A 15,964-nucleotide genomic window follows, 5' to 3' on the forward strand; every position below is an offset into this window, starting at 1 on the left:
GCGGTGCTGGGCTATCGCCTAGGCGGTGGCCTCAAGGCTCTGCCAGACACGCCCGACGATCGGGCGGCGGTTCTCCCTGGCGCGATAGAGGCGGATTTCGACGCTGACGTCCCAGCGAGGCTCGGCTGCCCGGACCAGGGAGCCGCTTGCCAATTCGTCCGTCATCAGGCTCTCGGGAACCCAGGCGATGCCCCAGCCGGCTTCGGCCATGGCTTTCAATCCCACGGACATGCTGCCTTCGTGCACCCTTTGCGCCGGCGGCAAATTGGGACTGATCAGCTCGTCGAGGAGTTGGCCGAAGAAGGACGACTTCTCGTAGCTCAGATGCGGGAAGGGTTTCGCCCCGCCTTCGAGCAGGTGCTTTGGCGCACCTGTTTTGTTTGCGGCCGAGACGGGAAGGATGCGCTCGTGTCCCAGCACACGATGCTCGAAGGCCTGTGGGTCGAGCAGGTGCGGAACCTGGGTGTGGGCGTAGGTGAGCAGGAAGTCGCATTCGCCGTCGACGAGCGAGTTGAGGTTTTCCTCCATGCTGCCGGAATCCGGACGAAGCCGCGAAAACAGCGGTCCGACCCTGGCATTGATGCGGGTCATCCACTGCGGAAAGAAGGTGAAGGAGAGCGTGTGCAACGCCGTCAGCGTAATCGTTCGGGCGTCGGACCCTTCCTCTAACCGCAGGTCGCGGCGGGTCTGGTAGAGTTGCTTCAGCGTCGCCTGTGCCACGGGAACGAATTTCGCACCCGCCTCAGTCAAACGCGAAGGATAGGTCGCCCGATCGACCAGCGTTGCCCCCAGCCACGCTTCCAATTGTCTTATGCGGCGGCTGAAGGCCGACTGCGTCACGTGGCGCTCGTCCGCCGCCTTGGAAAAATTCAGCGTGTTGGCGAGCGCCAGAAAGTCCTCAAGCCATTTGATTTCCACTGACGCGCTCCCGTAAAGCTCGGCTCCCGCCGTCATCTGCGGCGAGAAAGCCTCCTTTTAGGCGGTGCGGCAGCGCCATCAAGAAAAATCAGCCGCGCCGATGGTACTCGATCATCCGGGCGCGGCTTGTCACCAGTTCGAGACGGTCAGGCCCAAGCAGATGCAGGCAGATGCGCTTCACCCATGGACCGTCGTTCAATGTGAACAGGAAGCGGTCGTTTCCGAGTGCGGTCAGTGCAAGGGCCTGACGCGTCGGACCGATGCCCATCAACACCGTACCTTTATCGACCGTGAATTCCGCGTCTTCGTTCGAGCGCCAGACGCCGCAGAGCGAGGCGGGAACGGGCTCTTCGGTCTTTGCCGGGAGGAAACGTCTAGCAGCATGACCGACCTCGCCGACTAGAGCGGCACCATCACGGTGAATCCTTAGGGGTGACGAGGCAGAGCGCGACGAGACCCAGCCTTCGCCGTCGTCATGGAGCGTCTCGTCGGCATCGAGATAGGTGCAGGTGCTGCCCTTGATCTCGATCCACCAGGGGCCGGTCTCCGTCACATAGAGACCGTCGCCGAAATCGGTCACGGGAGCCGGCAGCGTGAGCCCGGTGAGCGCTGCCATGCTTTCGAGCGCGATCTTGTAACCGTTGGTATCTTCGCGGTTGGAAACGACGACGAAGCCGGCGCGCGTTTCGGGATCGAGCAGGAAATAGGTCTTGTAGCCGGGGTGTGAGCCGCCGTGGCCGACGAATTCACGCGGGCCGAGCCAGGACTTGCGCAGGCCCAGGCCGTAACCCGTCGGTCGCCCGTCGGCAAGAAACCGGGTCGCCTGCAATTTCTGCAGAAGACCGGCGAAGCGACCTTCGTCGCCGAGCAGGGCCTGTAGCCAGGTGGCGAGCGCCCGGGCGCTGCCGGTCAGGCTGCCCGACGCGGAAATGTGCAGACCGGCGGCGGAAAGCTGCCAGCTTTTGCCCGAATGCCAATAGCCGGGAACGAGGTCCTCCACCGGGTCGTTCCAGACGTCCGGCGCCTTCAGCGCGATGCCGAGCGGCGTTGAGATCTCGCGCTGGACGAAATCGTCGAAACCGAATCCCTTGCGCCCCAACGCCGCTTCGACGAGGCGGTAGCCGGTGTTCGAATAGGAGACCTCGGTGCCTGCCGCGAAGTTCAGCCGCTCAAGGCGCGAAATGTAATCGAGCAGCGCTCCGGCCTTGGTTTCCGTATAGACGGAAAGGCCAAGCAACGACAGGCATTCGCGGGTATCCGGCAGGCCGCCGCTCATGTCGAGCGCCTGTCCAACCGTCACTTCGGCAAGCGGCGAACGCAATTCCGGAAGGTGTTGGCCGAGCGGATCGTCGAGGCCTATCAGATCGCTGTGCGCGAGCACCATTGCCGAAAAGACGTGTTTGGTGAGGGATGCATAACGCACGACGCTGTCGACCGCGAACGGCGCAAACGTGGCGAGGCTCTCGACGCCGGCCGCATGCGAAAAGCAGATTCCGGATCCGTCGAAACCGATGACGGCGCCGCCCGGCTCGTCCGCCGCCCATTGTGCGGTCAGGCGTCTCGCTGTTGCTTCGGCGGCTTGCCAATCCAGCGATGCCGGCTTCGTCATGTCCATTCTCCGTCCTGTTCGCGGGGTGTTGCCGCGCGCGTTTTCTGACTAAGCACGACAGCCGCATGCGCTGCCAATTCCGATTCCGGCAGGGCCTATGCACGGTTTGCATTTGCCCGGCATGGCTGCATTGGGTTAGGGCGGCAGGGAAAAATGGTGCGGTTCCCGCACCCAATGTCTATGGTCCGTCCGCGACTATCTATGAGTCGCGCACAGGACAACAGGTTGAGAAGGCGATCCAGAATTGGCGACCCAAGCGAAAATCCCGGTCTTTGACGGACATAACGACGTGCTGTCGCGGCTTTGGCGTTCGCCGGGCGGTGCGCCGGAACGCCGCTTTCTCGACGGCGCCGATACCGGACACATCGATCTCGACAAGGCGGAGACGGGTGGCCTTGCCGGCGGTCTCTGTGCCGTCTACGTGGCTTCGCCGGGCCTGGCCAAGGACGGCAGCGGCGACTTTGCGACGCCCGATCAGCAAACCGCTCTCGAAGCTACTCTCGGTATGGCGAGCCTGTTGATGCGGATCGAGCGCCAGTCCGAGGGACGGCTGAAGATTTGCCGCAGTGCTGGCGATATTCGCGATGCCATGGCCAAGGGCACCTTTGCTGCGGTGTTGCATATCGAAGGCATCGAGGCTGTCGGCGCCGATCTCGATGCGCTCTATGTGCTCCATGCCGCCGGCCTGCGCACGCTTGGTCCCGTCTGGAGCCGGCCGAACATCTTTGCCTATGGCGTCCCTTTCCGTTTTCCCTCTTCGCCTGATATCGGTCCGGGCCTCAGCGAGGCCGGCAAGGATCTGGTGCGCGCCAGCAACGAGCTGAAGATCATGCTCGATCTTTCGCACATGAACGAGCAGGGCTTCTGGGATATCGCCGCGCTGTCGCAGGCGCCCCTGGTGGCGTCGCATTCCAACGTTCATGCGCTCTGCCCGCACAGCCGCAACCTGACGGACCGTCAGCTCGACGCGATCAAGGATACCGGCGGGCTCGCGGGTATCAATTTCGGCGTGCTGTTCCTGCGCGCCGACGGGACCAGGAACACGGACACGCCGCTCTCGCTCCTTGTCGACCACATCGACTATATCGTCGAGCGTATCGGTATTGACCATGTGGCACTCGGCTCTGACTTCGACGGTACGGCCATCCCTGCTGCGATGCGTAGCGCAGCCGACCTGCCTCTGCTTGTCGACCTTCTGCGGACACGCGGCTATGACGAGGCGGCGCTCGCCAAGATCTGCCACGGCAACTGGCTCCGCGTGCTGGAGACGACCTGGGGCGCGTGAGTTCCATTCGGAGCCACGTGTTCTCAAGCGGCCGAGCGTTTCAACGAAGGTCGCTAGGTTCTTGACGCTGCCGGCAGGGCTTCGAGCAGCACGCCGATCGCCGCATCGACGACGGCTGTGCGGCGATCCCTGGCGAAAAGCCCGTATTGGACGGCAAGCGGCTTCGGAACGCCTGACGAAGCGGGGAGCGCCCGCATCGTGCTCGCGCGCACGGCTTCTGGCGGAAGCAATCCAATGCCGAGCCCGTTCTCGATTGCGGCTTGAAGCGCCGTGATGCTCTGGCTCGTAAAGGTGATGCGGTGTTCCCGGCCCTGGTCCGCCAGCGTCTCGATCATGCGCCGGCGCCAGAGACAGGGCGCTGCGAATGCGACGAGGTCGACCGGTCGTGTCTCGTCGAACGCATAGTCCGTGGCGCAGACCCATTGCAGTTCGACGTTCCAGGTGGTGAGGGCGTCAGCCGTGACGACAGAGGTCGGCACGACCATGATGTCGAGTTCACCTTCGGGCCAGGTCCTTCCGAGCGCCACGCACTGCTCCACCACCACGTCGAGCCGGATCTCCGAATAGCCGCGCCGCAGCCGCCCGAGAGCCTCGGGCAGCGCCGTCGTCGCCACTTCCTCGGCAAGCCCGACCCGCACGCCACCGCTGAGATCGGCCTGTCGCAGCCGCGCGGCGGCTTCGTCGCCGAGCGCCAGCATGCGGGTCGCATATCCCAGGAACAGTTCGCCCTCGGGCGTCGGCACGACGCCGCGACCGCGCAAGAGCACAATGTGCCGGCCCATTCCCTCGTGCATCTACCTGACGATATCGACTTCGAGACGGGTGCGGCGATGATGCTGAAGGGCCTGACGGCGCAATATCTCCTGCGCCGCACCTTCCGTGTCGAAGCTGGCCACACCGTCCTCGTCCATGCCGCCGCCGGCGGCGTCGGCCTTATCCTAACGCAATGGGCGAAGCACCTCGGTGCCACGGTCATCGGCACCGTCGGCTCACCTGAAAAGGCCAGGCTGGCGCGGGCGAATGGCGCAGACCACGTGATCGACTACAGCAGTTCGGGTTTCGCCGACCATGTCCGTGAGATCACCAAAGGCGAGGGCGTCGATGTCGTCTACGACGGCATCGGCAAGACGACATTCGAAGGTTCGCTCGACAGCCTGCGCCCCTTCGGTCACTTCGTCAGTTTCGGCGCCGCCTCCGGCCCGATCCCGCCGTTCGACATCACGACGCTGGCGATAAAAGGGTCGCTTTACGCGACCTGGCCGCTGCTGCCGGCGCACTTGGCGCGGCGCGAGGACGTGCTTGCCATGAGCAAGGATCTCTTCGACGTCGTCGCGAGCGGCGCGGTCAAGATCCCCGTCCACGCGCGTCTGCCGCTTTCGGAGGCGGCCGAGGCGCATCGCCGGCTCGAGGGACGCCGGACGACGGGTGCCATGGTGCTGTTGCCTTAGCGTTTGGTGGCTCGACCTGTCGGGCCCCAGACGCTCCTAAAGGTCACGTCTTGCTGTCAGCCGGTTGTCGGCCCGCGTCACCGCAAGGCTTTCGGCGGGGCTTCCCGACGGATCTCCGTCGCCGAACACATCCATGGTGCAGGTGTGCAGAATGGTGGTGGGCTCTTTCGTGTGGTTCCACATCGTGTGGGTGCGCAGCGAAGGGAAGTGGGCGGAATCGCCGGCTTCCAGCACCATGCGTTCGCCGTCCACCTCCAGCGTCAAAGCCCCCTGGAGAATGAAGAAGATCTCTTCACCCTCGTGCGACATCGGCTCGCTGCGGTGGCCCGGCGGTTCGTGGATGATGGTGCTTCTGAGTACATTGCCGGGGAAGGACGCGGAGAGGCGTTCGTAGGAGACCGCGTTGCCGCGTTCTCCGCCGAGCCCATAGATCGGCCGGTGTTCGCGGCGGGTGAACGGTGTCGCCACCTTCGGTGGGTTGAGGAAGCTTCCCGCCTCGACCTTCAGCGTCCGGCAGACGGCGATCAGCGAGGTCAGTGACGGGACGGTGATGCCACGCTCGATCTGCGAAATGAAACCAACGGAAAAGCCTGCCTCGTCGGCGACCTCCTGAAGGGTCATCTTCAGCGTCTTGCGCCGTTGGCGCAGGCGATCGCCGAGCGACGGCGCCTCTGCCTCGCCGGTAGATGCGCCGCTGGCATGTTCCGTCGTCACTGTCTGTTCCCCTTATAGTCTCTCCTCAAGCTAGGGCGCGGCCCAATTTCCTGTCAATCGCTTTTAGGTATCCTAAAAATCATCCGCCGCAGCAGGAGGCCGGGAACGGCACAAGGCAAACTCCTCGCACATGATCGCCGAGGGCGCGAGGGGAGGGTTGCGCTGCACGCCTCAAGGGCTGCTGCGCGGTTGCTCCACCGTCGCCGCCACGATCCGGCGCACCACCGGAAGAACCACGAGCAGACTCGGGAACGCGACCAGCCAGGAGAAGGCCCAGGCCTTGAGCCATAGCGCCAAGAGATCCGGCTGCAGGCCGCTGCCGCTGGCCGTCGAGACAAAGGAGACGATGGCGGACATCAGCACGGAAAGGACCAGCGGCATGACGATCGCCTGGTATCGATGGGGGAGCTTCTTTGGCATAGGGATGACTCCAGGATTTCGAAAAAGAAAGGGAACGGCGCCGGACAGTCCTTGTTGCTAGGCTTGCGCCAACTCACAGATGAAGCCTTCGAGGCTGCGGGGGGCACGCTGAAGCGTCGCGCGGAGCGTCAGGCTGTTTCCACCGAGACCGACATCCGAGTAGTGGGCGTGGACCTTGGCCAGCAGGTCCAGTTGGTGGTCGGTGTACTTGGCGCGGATCGGTTTCGCCCAGTCGTGGAAGCCGATGTTTCCGGCGACGATCGGCCGCCCGAGCGCTTCGCTCATCATGCGGGCGATTTCCTCACGGTTGTGCCGTCCTTCGGCGCAGAGCTCGAGCGTTGCATAGGCGAGGCGATCCTCGGTCAGTGCAATTGCCGCGACCTCGGCGACGTCCCGGTAGTCGACCCGGGCGATGCGCGTCGTCGTCGGGAACGGCTCGGCGAAGGTGCCGGTTGCAAGCACACTTGGCCAGGCCGGGCGGAGGTTCTGCATGAAGTTTGCCGGATGCAGGATGGTGTATTCGAGCGGTGACGAATAGAGCGCGTCCTCCACCGGGATCTTGGCCGCATGGTTCTTCAGCCGGACATGGGTCGGCTGGATGACCGAGGAAAAGACGAACTTGCTGACGCCGGTACGCGCGGCGGCATCGACCATCGACACGCCCATCGCCGCTTCATCCGGGGCAAAGGCAGGCCCGATATGGAAGACGCCGGCAGCGCCTTCGAGTGCCCGGTCGAGGCTGCCGCGCTCACGCAGATCGCCGATCGCGATTTCGGATGCGCCCAGCGATTTCGCCAGCGCGCCATGCGTCTCATCGCGGATCAGGGCGCGAACCTTGGCGCCGCGCCGCGCCAGTTCCGGAACGACGAGACCGGCAAAGCGACCGGTGGCGCCGACAACGAGGATCGTATTGGAGCGCTGGTTCATCTGGGTCTGCCTTTCGTGCCGCCGAGAAGTGATGACTTCAAGCTAATGAGGCACAAGGCGGCGGACAATCGACGTGAAATGTGATTTATTCTCCCGGAAAACGGGATTATCGCATGAGCCGCATCGAAGATCTGGAAGCCTTTATGGCGATCGTCGAACAGGGTAGCCTGACGGCGGCTGCGAAACGGCTGGGGCGCCCGCTCCAGACCGTCAGCCGGTCGCTCGCCATGCTTGAGGACGACGTCGGTGTTGAACTGGTGCATCGCACGACCCGCCGCTCGATGCCGAGCGAGGCGGGCGAGAGCTTCTATCAGCGCATCAAGCCGGCGGTGGAGGAGATCCACGAGGCGCGCGAGGAGGCGGCGCAGCGCCGGTCCGAGCCGTCAGGCGTGCTGCGCCTCGGGGCGCCCAATCTGTTTGCGCCGCGGTTCCTGATGCCAATCATCGCCGAATACATGGCGAAGTATCCTGCGGTCGAGGTGGACCTCGACCTTTCCGATGCGTTCGTCGACCTCGCCGGGAGCGGGCTCGACCTCGTGGTGCGGATCGGGGATCTCGCGGATTCGGGACTGACAAGCAAACGCCTGGGTGCGCTTCGGCGGGTCGTCTTCGGTTCGCCCTCCTATTTCGCGCGCTTCGGTCGGCCTTCACATCCGCTGGAACTGGCCGAGCATCGTTGTGTCACGCGCACGGGCGACGAGCGACCTGGCGCCTGGATGTTCACCATCGACGGTCGGGCTCGTGCGGTCAAAGTCACCGGCGCGTTTCGCACGAATTCGATGAACACGATCTACTCGGCGGTGGAGGTAGGTCTCGGCCTTGGCTACTCCCCGCTCTGGCAGATCAAGCACCTGATCGACGCGGGCAAGGTCGAAATCGTCCTTGAAGACTTTGAGCCCGCTCCGGTGCCGATCCACGCGCTTTGGCTCGAGGGGCGGAGCCCTTCGGCAAAAATCCGTTACTTTCTCGATCTGCTCGGCGAGCGGCTGAAGCTCGACCGCCTTTAGAGCGGGCGAGGCCGTTTCTCTGCCGGCACCGCCCTTAACGTGTGAAGCTGCCTATTTCGCGAACTTCTTGGCGCCGGCGACGCAGAGCACGATGGCGCCGGTGGTTGCAAGCATGGCCCAGCTCACCGGCTCTCCCAGAAGCGTCGCTGCAAGTGCCAGGCCGAAGAAGGGCTGCAGAAGCTGCAGTTGGCCGACGCCGGCAACGCCGCCGAGCGCGAGGCCGCGATACCAGAAGACGAAGCCGACGAGCATGCTGAACACCGAGACATAAGCGAGGCCCGTCCAGGCGCCATGCGTGACCGTCGCGAAGGAGGAAGGCAGCGTGAAGAGCGTGAGCGCGAGCATGATCGGCAGCGACAGGACCAGCGCCCAGCAGATGACCTGCCAGCCGCCAAGCTTGCGCGAGAGGCTGGCGCCCTCGGCGTAGCCGAGGCCGCAGAGGATGATGGCGCCGAGCATCAGGAGGTCGCCGATGGGCGACGCGGCGAAGCCCTGGACCAGCGCGAAGCCCACCACTGCGGCGCTGCCGAGGGAGGAAAAAAGCCAGAAAGCCGGGCGTGGCCGCTCGCCGGCGCGCAACACGCCGAAGATCGCAGTCGCCAACGGCAGCAGGCCGACGAAGACGATCAGATGCGCCGAGGTCACGTGCTGCAAGGCCAGGGCGGTCAAAAGCGGGAAACCGAGCACGACGCCAAAGGCGACAATCGCCAGAGAAACGAGATCGGCCCGAGCTGGACGCGGCTGACGGAAGATCAGAAGCAGCGCGAGCGCGAGCAGGCCGGCGATCGCCGCGCGCGCCACCGTCAGAAACACCGGATCGAAATCCATCACTGCGACGCGTGTCGCAGGCAGTGACCCGCTGAAGATCAGCACCCCGAGAAAACCGCTCATCCAACCGTCTGCCGTCTTGTCCATCGCATGCTCCTTTTTCGCCTGTATCGGCCGAGGAGGGTGGTCTTGCCAGAGACAATGCGGTACAGTTTTGCCAAACTGTAATGGACGATTGGGCAGTACGGATGACAATGCTGGAGCTTGGGATCGGCAGCGAAACGCTGCTCGAAGGCGTGATGGCGACGATCCGGCAGCGGATCTCGGGGCGCGTTCTCACACCTGGCGCGAAGCTTCCGTCCATCCGCGCCTTCGCCAAGACCATGCGCGTTTCCAAATCGACCGTCGTCGAGGCCTATGAGCGGCTGGTGGCGGAAGGCGTCATTCGCTCGAAACCGGGCGCGGGTTTCTTTGTCTCGGCGCCGCTGGCGCCCTTGTCGCTGGCCGAGATTGGGCCGCGGCTCGACCGGGCCGTCGATCCGCTCTGGGTATCGCGCCAGGCGCTGGAAACGGGCGACAACGTGCTGAAACCGGGCTGCGGCTGGTTGCCGCCGAGCTGGATGCCGGAGACGGCAATCCGCCGCGCGCTCAAGTCCGCAGCCAGGCTGGAGGCGAGCGGGCTGACGGACTATGGAACGCCGCTTGGCCATCGGCCGCTGCGCCAGCTTCTGGCACGACGTCTCGGCGAACATGGGGTCGAGGCGTCACCCGATCAGATCATCCTGACGGAATCGGGAACGCAGGCGATCGACCTTCTCTGTCGCTTCCTGCTCGAGCCCGGCGATACGGTCGTGGTCGACGATCCCTGCTATTTCAATTTCCATGCCTTGCTGCGCGCCCACCGGGCTGAGGTGGTGAGCGTGCCCTATACGCCCTCGGGGCCCGATCTGGAAAAATTCGCCGAGGTGCTGGCGGCGCATCGGCCGCGGCTCTACATCACCAATTCCGCTCTCCATAACCCGACAGGCGCCACACTCTCTCCTGTCGTCGCCCATCGGCTGCTCAAGCTTGCCGAGCAGGCGGGGCTGACGATCATCGAGGATGATATCTTCGCGGATTTCGAGCATACGCCGGCGCCACGGCTCGCCGCCTTCGACGGGCTCGATCGTGTCGTACAGATCGGCAGCTTTTCCAAGACCCTCTCCGCCTCGATGCGCTGCGGCTTCATCGCCGCGCCGCGCGACTGGATCGAAGGGCTCATCGACCTGAAGATCGCCACCACCTTCGGCGGGCCGAGCCTTGCGGCGGAGCTGGTTTTTTCGATGCTCAAGGATGGCAGCTATCGCAAGCACATGGAGGCGCTGCGCCAGCGTCTGGCCCGCGTCATGAGCGAGACGGCGGCGCGGCTCGGTGTCATCGACATCAAGCCATGGATCGAGCCGCAGGCCGGGATGTTCCTCTGGTGCTGCTTGCCCGATGGTGTCGATGCGGCCGACGTGGCACAGAAGGCGCTGCAGCAGGAGATCGTGCTGGCGCCCGGCAACGTCTTTTCCCATGCCGGCACGGCCAACGGCTTCATGCGCTTCAACGTCTCCCAATGCGAGGATGAGCGGCTTTTCAAAATTCTGCCCCTGATCATGCGCCAATGCGGTGTCGGGCGCGCAGGCTGAGCAGACCGGCGTGCTGAAGGCGATTGCTCGTTTTAGAGGCAATCGCCGGCGATTGCTGGGGAAGGGCCGTTGATCTCAGCCTTGCCACTTTGCTTTGCCGCGGAGTTGGGCAGGTTTTGCCTATTTTTTGCGCAATGAGCTTCTTCCTTGCGCTGTAGCGTCTGCTCGCCGGGGCTCCTGCCTGCCGCCAAACGCAAGTTTCTCTGGATTCTCGGCGCTGAATTCTAGTTGGCACGATTAATGCTTCTTAACGGGCATCGGTCGTCGGGCAGCCGATCTGGATTGCCCAGCCGCTTCGGAACCCAGCCATTCCTGGCGTCATGTGAGAGAACGAAATGACAAAGTTTAAGCTCGAATACATCTGGCTCGACGGTTACAAGCCCACCCCGAACCTGCGCGGCAAGACCTTGATCAAGGAATTCGATGCTTTTCCGACGCTTGAGCAGCTGCCCTTCTGGGGCTTCGACGGTTCCTCGACGATGCAGGCCGAAGGCAGCAGCTCCGACTGCGTTCTGAAGCCGGTTGCCGTTTATCCGGATCCGGAGCGCAAGAACGGCGTTCTGGTTCTCTGCGAAGTCATGATGCCCGATGGCACGACGCCGCATCCGTCCAACACCCGCGCCCCGATCCTCGATGACGAAGGCGCCTGGTTCGGCTTCGAGCAGGAGTATTTCTTCTATCAGAACGGCCGCCCGCTCGGTTTCCCGGAAGCCGGCTTCCCCGCGCCGCAAGGCCCCTATTACTGCGGCGTCGGTTTCAGCAATGTCGGCGATGTTGCCCGCAAGGTCGTCGAAGAGCACCTCGACATCTGCCTGGCTGCCGGCATCAACCATGAAGGCATCAACGCAGAAGTCGCCAAGGGCCAGTGGGAATTCCAGGTGTTCGGCAAGGGCTCGCGCAAGGCCGCCGACGAAATCTGGCTCGCCCGCTACCTGCTGCAGCGCCTGACGGAAAAATACGGCATCGACGTCGAATACCACTGCAAGCCGCTCGGCGACACCGACTGGAACGGCTCGGGCATGCACGCCAACTTCTCGACCGAATACATGCGCACAGTCGGCGGCAAGGACTATTTCGAAAACCTGATGGCTGCCTTTGCCGAAGCCCGCGCCGACCACATCGCCGTCTACGGTCCTGATAACCACATGCGCCTGACCGGCAAGCACGAAACCGCTTCGATCCACCAGTTCAGCTACGGCGTTGCTGACCGTGGCGCTTCGATCCGCGTTCCGCATAGCTTCGTCAACAACGGTTACCGCGGTTACCTCGAAGATCGCCGCCCGAACTCCAAGGGCGACCCCTACCAGATCGCTTCGCAAATCCTGAAGACGATCTCGACAGTGCCGACCGACGTCGCAAAGCGCGAAGCCGCCTGATTTTCCCTTGCCCGGCGCATACGAGGGCGCCGGGCAAACTCGACTATGTCGCGCCTCTCGCGACGACAAACAAAAACGCCCTGCGGATTGCGGGGCGTTTTTTGTTTTGGAGCGATGCGCGCGTGGTTCCGAGCTTTAGACCGCGCGCACGAAATGATCGGGTTCCACTTCGCGAATCGACTCTTGCGTCGCTGCCGAGCGGCGGCGTGTCTCGTCTGCCTCGGAGGCGCTGACTTGCGCGTTCGGATCGTCGAAGCGGATGTCCGGGTCGGGAACGGCCGAGAGCAACAGCTTGGTATAGGGATGGGCCGGATTGTCGATGACCTTGCCGGTATTTCCCCATTCGACGATCTGGCCGGCATACATCACCGCGATATCCTCGGCCACATAGCGGGCGGTCGCGATGTCGTGGGTGATGTAGAGCAGGCCGAGGTTCATCTCGCGCTTCATTTCGCTGAGCAGATTGAGCACGCCGAGGCGCACGGAAACGTCGAGCATCGAGGTCGGCTCGTCGGCGACGATGACCTCGGGCTTTGCCGCGAGTGCGCGGGCGATGTTGACGCGCTGGCGCTGACCGCCCGAGAGTTCGTGCGGGTACTTCGGCGCGACGATATCGGGATCGAGCTTCACTTGCCGCAGGAGCGCCTTGATCTCCTCCGCGATTGCGGCGCCCTTGATGTCGGGGCGATGCAGCATCAGCGGCCGCTTCAGATGATAGGCGATCGTGTGGGCCGGGTTGAGCGAGGCGAACGGATCCTGGAAGATCATCTGCACCGATCGGCGATAGTGGGCGTTCTCCTTGCTTCCCGCTGAAACGATGGGCTTGCCCTTGAAGAGCAGCCGCCCTTCGCTCGGTTCGTATTCGCGCATGGCGATGCGGGCGCAGGTGGTCTTACCGCTGCCGGATTCGCCGACGACGGCGAGCGCCCGTCCCGTATGGAGCGAAAAAGAAATCGACCGCGCGGCTCGCACGGCGCCCGGTCCGTTGCCAAAGGTCTTGCTGACCTTGTCCAAGGTCAAAATGGGTGCGGATGTGCCGGTCATCGAAGAACGCCTCCATGCAGCGAGGGAAAGGAGGCCCAGAGCTTCTTCGTGTAGTCGTGTTCGGGCGTCCGGTAGATGGTGTCGGCGGTGCCCTGTTCGACCAGCTTGCCGGCAAGCATGATGCCGATGCGGTCGCAGAACTGCACCATCAGCCCGAGGTCGTGGGTGATGAAGAGCACGGCGAAGCCGAGCTTGCGCCGGAGCTCGTTGATGCGCTGCAGGATTTCGCGCTGAACGACGACGTCAAGCGCCGTCGTCGGTTCGTCCATGACGATGAGGCGCGGATCGAGCGCCAGGCAGATGGCAATCACGATGCGCTGGCGCATGCCGCCGGAAAACTGGTGCGGATAGTCGCGCATCCGGTCCGGCGAAATATCGACGAGCCGCAGCATTTCTGCAGTGCGGTCACGCGCAGCGGCCCGGCTTATGCCCTTATGTGTCTTCAAGACGTCGTAGAACTGCTGCTCGATGCGCAACACCGGGTTCAGCGAGTTCATCGCGCTCTGGAACACCATCGCCACCTCGCGCCAGCGGAAATCGGCAAGGCCCTTATGGTCGAGATCGAGCACGTTGCGGCCGTCGAGCAGGATGGCGCTCTCCTTGCGGATCAGCGCCGGCGGCCTGTGCAGCCGGCTAATGGCAAAGGCGATCGTGCTCTTGCCGCAGCCGGATTCTCCGGCAAGGCCGAAGACTTCCCCGGGCGCAACGTCGAAGCTGACGTCGTCGACGGCGCGGAAGTCGTTGGTCTCGCCGATATAGTCGATGGTCAGGTTTTTGACCGAAAGCAATGGCGCTGTCACAGGCGGCCCTCCCCGGAACGGATAAGGGCCGACCAGCGGCCGAGGCGGTTGCCGGTGCGCAGCCGCGGATTGGCGATCTCATCGACCGCGAAGTTGAGCAGCGACAGGCCAATGCCGAGGAAGGCGAGCGCGAAGCAGGGCGTCAGGATGTCCCACCAGGCGCCGACCGAAAGGGCAGAGGCCTTCTGGGCGCCATAGAGCATGGTGCCCCAGGAAACGACCTTGGGATCGCCAAGGCCGAGGAACTCGAGCGTTGCCTGGGTGATGATCGCAAAGATCACGCTGCCGATGAAGTTGATGCCGACAATCGAAATCAAGTTGGGGAAGATCTCGAAGGTCATGATGCGCCAGCGCGGCTCACCCATCATCTCGGCGGATTTCACATAGTCCTTCTGCTTGACCGAGAGCGTTTCGGCGCGGGTGACGCGTGCGCCCCAGGCCCAAGAGGTGCCGCCGAGAATAAGCGCGATGACCCACGGGCTCGCCTGGCCGATGAAGGCGGCGAGCACGAGCAGCAGCGGCAGGTTTGGGACGACGAGCACCATGTTGGTGAAGAAGCTGATGACTTCGTCGACCTTGCCGCCGCGGTAGCCGGCGATGATGCCGAGCGCGGTGCCGACGGCGGTGATCAAAAGGCCGGCGCCGAAACCGACCGCAAGCGAGGTACGAGCGCCATAGATCAGGCGTGCGAAGACGTCCTGGCCGATGCGGGTGGTTCCGAGCCAATGGTCGAGCGACGGCGCCTGGTGCGGCCGGCCGACGCGGGCGCTCGGGTCGTAGGTAGTCAGCAGCGGGGCGGCGATCGCCACAAGCAGAATGAAGGCGACGATCAGCGCGCCGACCATGGCCTTGCGATTGTGGATCAGCGGGAAGGAGGAGGTCTTCATGTCAAGCCCTCTTCAGTCGCGGGTCGAGCAGCACATAGCTGATGTCGACGACGAAGTTGGCGACGAGCATCGTGGCGGTCATGATCAGAAGCTGTCCCTGGATGACGGGGTAATCGCGGGCGAGGATAGCCTGGTAGAGAATGTTGCCGAGACCGGGGTAGTTGAACACGACCTCGGTCACCAGCGAGCCGCCAAGCACCGTGCCGATGGCAATAGCAAGGCTCGAAACGGTCGGCAGCAGCGCGTTGCGCGCGGCATACCAGAGCATCACGCGGGTGTCGGAAAGCCCCTTCGCGCGGGCCATGACGATATAGTCCTCGCCGAGCAGGTTGATCATGTTGTTGCGCATGGTCACGGCGAAGCCGCCTGTCAGAACGGCGCAGAGCGTCAGCATCGGCAGCAAGCCGTGATAGATGACGCTACCGAAATAGGTGAGCGAGAAAGCCGGATCGAGCGCCGGATCGGCGGCATAACCGGTCGGAAACCAGCCGAGGGTGAAGCCGAAGGTGAAGACGACGATCAGCGAGGTGACGACGGCCGGCACCGAGGTCGCGAAGATCGCGCCGACGGAAACGATGACGTCGAAGAGGCTTCCGCGTCGCCAGGCGGCAAGAATGCCGAGGAAGGTGCCGAGCGCGAAGCTTACCAGCGTCGCCGTGCCCATCAGCCCCACGGTCCAGACGAGCGCATTGCCGAGAACCGTCGTCACCGGCAGCGGGAAATACTTGATCGAGCGACCGAGATCGCCGCTGAAGATGCTGCCGAGATAGGTGAGGTACTGCTGCCAGAGCGGGCCGTCGACGAAGCCGAAGGTCAGTTTCAGAGCCTGCAGGCTTTCGGGCGGCAACTCGGCGCCGGCGCTCGAAAACATGATCTGCACCGGATCGCCGGGCATCAGCCGCGGCAGGAAGAAGTTGATCGTCGCCGCGGCGACGAAGGCCGCCAGGTAGAAGCACAGGCGGCGTAGCAGAAAGGCCATCGGGAACTCCATCGACTGCGGCCGCCGCATGTGGGCGTCAGGCGGCAGGGCTGTCTTTTTGTCGGACCGTCCGAACGAGCAAAAGCCAGGACGGTCGCGTGGCGGACGAAGG

The 15,964-nt window shown here is 63.8% G+C and carries 15 protein-coding genes and 1 pseudogene; 5 read left to right on the forward strand and 11 right to left on the reverse strand.

What is annotated here, in order from left to right; genetic code table 11:
- Positions 1-18 precede the first annotated feature (18 nt).
- Complete coding sequence (locus ASE60_RS31295; protein WP_057255479.1) at positions 19-918, reverse strand: LysR substrate-binding domain-containing protein; 900 nt, start codon at positions 916-918, stop codon at positions 19-21.
- An 88-nt stretch (positions 919-1,006) separates the two neighbouring features.
- Positions 1,007-2,527, reverse strand: coding sequence for a serine hydrolase domain-containing protein (locus ASE60_RS31300; RefSeq protein WP_057255480.1), 1,521 nt, complete (start codon positions 2,525-2,527; stop codon positions 1,007-1,009).
- A gap of 244 nt (positions 2,528-2,771) precedes the next feature.
- On the opposite strand from ASE60_RS31300, the gene ASE60_RS31305 reads away from it, so the two are divergent.
- Complete coding sequence (locus ASE60_RS31305; protein ID WP_057255481.1) at positions 2,772-3,812, forward strand: dipeptidase; 1,041 nt, start codon at positions 2,772-2,774, stop codon at positions 3,810-3,812.
- Positions 3,813-3,865: 53 nt separating this feature from the next.
- On the opposite strand, the gene ASE60_RS34275 is transcribed toward ASE60_RS31305, so the two are convergent.
- Entirely contained in the window at positions 3,866-4,594 is a 729-nt protein-coding gene (locus ASE60_RS34275; RefSeq protein WP_244495743.1) for a LysR substrate-binding domain-containing protein, read from the reverse strand.
- Here ASE60_RS34275 and ASE60_RS31315 point away from each other — a divergent pair.
- Positions 4,583-5,260 (forward strand): annotated as a pseudogene (locus ASE60_RS31315) (quinone oxidoreductase); the annotation flags it as partial. The gene ASE60_RS34275 and the pseudogene ASE60_RS31315 sit on opposite strands and share 12 nt — an antisense overlap.
- A gap of 36 nt (positions 5,261-5,296) precedes the next feature.
- Here the strand turns inward: ASE60_RS31315 and ASE60_RS31320 are convergent.
- From ASE60_RS31320 to ASE60_RS31330, 3 genes are all read right to left on the reverse strand, one after another.
- Positions 5,297-5,974: an XRE family transcriptional regulator gene (locus ASE60_RS31320; protein ID WP_200964219.1), complete on the reverse strand. Its 678-nt coding sequence runs from the start codon at positions 5,972-5,974 to the stop codon at positions 5,297-5,299.
- 171 nt (positions 5,975-6,145) lie between these two features.
- Entirely contained in the window at positions 6,146-6,394 is a 249-nt protein-coding gene (locus ASE60_RS31325; RefSeq protein ID WP_057255483.1) for a DUF2798 domain-containing protein, read from the reverse strand.
- Between the two features lie 57 nt (positions 6,395-6,451).
- A complete protein-coding gene (locus ASE60_RS31330) occupies positions 6,452-7,321 on the reverse strand; it encodes an NmrA/HSCARG family protein (protein ID WP_057255484.1) in 870 nt (289 codons plus the stop codon).
- A gap of 113 nt (positions 7,322-7,434) precedes the next feature.
- Between ASE60_RS31330 and ASE60_RS31335 the strand changes: the two genes are divergently transcribed.
- Complete coding sequence (locus ASE60_RS31335; protein ID WP_057255485.1) at positions 7,435-8,328, forward strand: LysR family transcriptional regulator; 894 nt, start codon at positions 7,435-7,437, stop codon at positions 8,326-8,328.
- Positions 8,329-8,379: 51 nt separating this feature from the next.
- Here the strand turns inward: ASE60_RS31335 and ASE60_RS31340 are convergent, their stop codons facing one another.
- Positions 8,380-9,243, reverse strand: coding sequence for a DMT family transporter (locus tag ASE60_RS31340; protein WP_057255486.1), 864 nt, complete (start codon positions 9,241-9,243; stop codon positions 8,380-8,382).
- Positions 9,244-9,344: 101 nt separating this feature from the next.
- Between ASE60_RS31340 and ASE60_RS31345 the strand changes: the two genes are divergently transcribed.
- Together ASE60_RS31345 and ASE60_RS31350 are read left to right on the forward strand one after the other, a co-directional pair.
- The gene (locus ASE60_RS31345) at positions 9,345-10,766 is read left to right on the forward strand and encodes a PLP-dependent aminotransferase family protein (protein ID WP_162261332.1); all 1,422 of its coding nucleotides are present in this window, start codon (positions 9,345-9,347) and stop codon (positions 10,764-10,766) included.
- A 335-nt stretch (positions 10,767-11,101) separates the two neighbouring features.
- Complete coding sequence (locus ASE60_RS31350; protein ID WP_057255488.1) at positions 11,102-12,142, forward strand: glutamine synthetase beta-grasp domain-containing protein; 1,041 nt, start codon at positions 11,102-11,104, stop codon at positions 12,140-12,142.
- A 135-nt stretch (positions 12,143-12,277) separates the two neighbouring features.
- Here the strand turns inward: ASE60_RS31350 and ASE60_RS31355 are convergent, their stop codons facing one another.
- Genes ASE60_RS31355 through ASE60_RS31370 form a run of 4 tightly spaced genes read right to left on the reverse strand, consistent with a single transcriptional unit; the run spans position 12,278 to position 15,852 of the window.
- Positions 12,278-13,186 (reverse strand): ABC transporter ATP-binding protein, encoded by a 909-nt coding sequence (locus tag ASE60_RS31355; protein ID WP_057255489.1) that lies wholly within the window; start codon positions 13,184-13,186, stop codon positions 12,278-12,280.
- Positions 13,183-13,986 (reverse strand): ABC transporter ATP-binding protein, encoded by an 804-nt coding sequence (locus ASE60_RS31360; protein WP_057255490.1) that lies wholly within the window; start codon positions 13,984-13,986, stop codon positions 13,183-13,185. The genes ASE60_RS31355 and ASE60_RS31360 overlap by 4 nt, the downstream gene beginning before the upstream one ends.
- Entirely contained in the window at positions 13,983-14,873 is an 891-nt protein-coding gene (locus ASE60_RS31365; RefSeq protein ID WP_057255491.1) for an ABC transporter permease, read from the reverse strand. The genes ASE60_RS31360 and ASE60_RS31365 overlap by 4 nt, the downstream gene beginning before the upstream one ends.
- Position 14,874: 1 nt before the next feature.
- A complete protein-coding gene (locus ASE60_RS31370) occupies positions 14,875-15,852 on the reverse strand; it encodes an ABC transporter permease (protein WP_057255563.1) in 978 nt (325 codons plus the stop codon).
- Positions 15,853-15,964: the final 112 nt, after the last annotated feature.

It is taken from the genome of Ensifer sp. Root278, from assembly GCF_001429285.1.
Lineage (GTDB): Bacteria > Pseudomonadota > Alphaproteobacteria > Rhizobiales > Rhizobiaceae > Ensifer.